Origin of the sequence: Microcystis aeruginosa NIES-4325 (genome assembly GCF_008974145.1) — a bacterium.
Lineage (GTDB): Bacteria > Cyanobacteriota > Cyanobacteriia > Cyanobacteriales > Microcystaceae > Microcystis > Microcystis aeruginosa_G.
This window is the reverse complement of record NZ_BJKP01000134.1, coordinates 1-336: the sequence shown is the minus strand read 5'-3', so window position 1 is coordinate 336 and position 336 is coordinate 1. Positions and strand designations below refer to the sequence as shown.

1 pseudogene is annotated in these 336 nt (G+C 38.1%); it reads left to right on the top strand.

From position 1 onward, the window contains the following. Positions 1 to 207 precede the first annotated feature (207 nt). A pseudogene (locus MiAbW_RS20625) lies at positions 208 to 336 on the top strand (IS5/IS1182 family transposase); the annotation flags it as partial.

Below are 336 nucleotides of genomic sequence, written 5' to 3'. Positions count from 1 at the left end.
TGGTATAATTCACTTATCATTTTTGTTCTCTAGCTCATATTTACTATATATGACCTATCTTTTTTGGGAGCCGATCTTCTGTATCCTAGGCTACACAGGATTTTCAGCTTTCTTGTCCCCCTGTCAGATATATGACCTATCTTTTTTGGGAGCCGATCTTCTGTATCCTAGGCTACACAGGATTTTCAGCTTTCTTGTCCCCCTGTCAGTTTAAAAAGTCAATTTATTGTTTTGCCAAAAGCTGAAGATATTGTTGATGTAGTTATTGGTCAACCTGGTCCGACGAGCGACATAAAAATCTGTCGGGAAACTTTAAGCAAATTCGATTCTCAACAA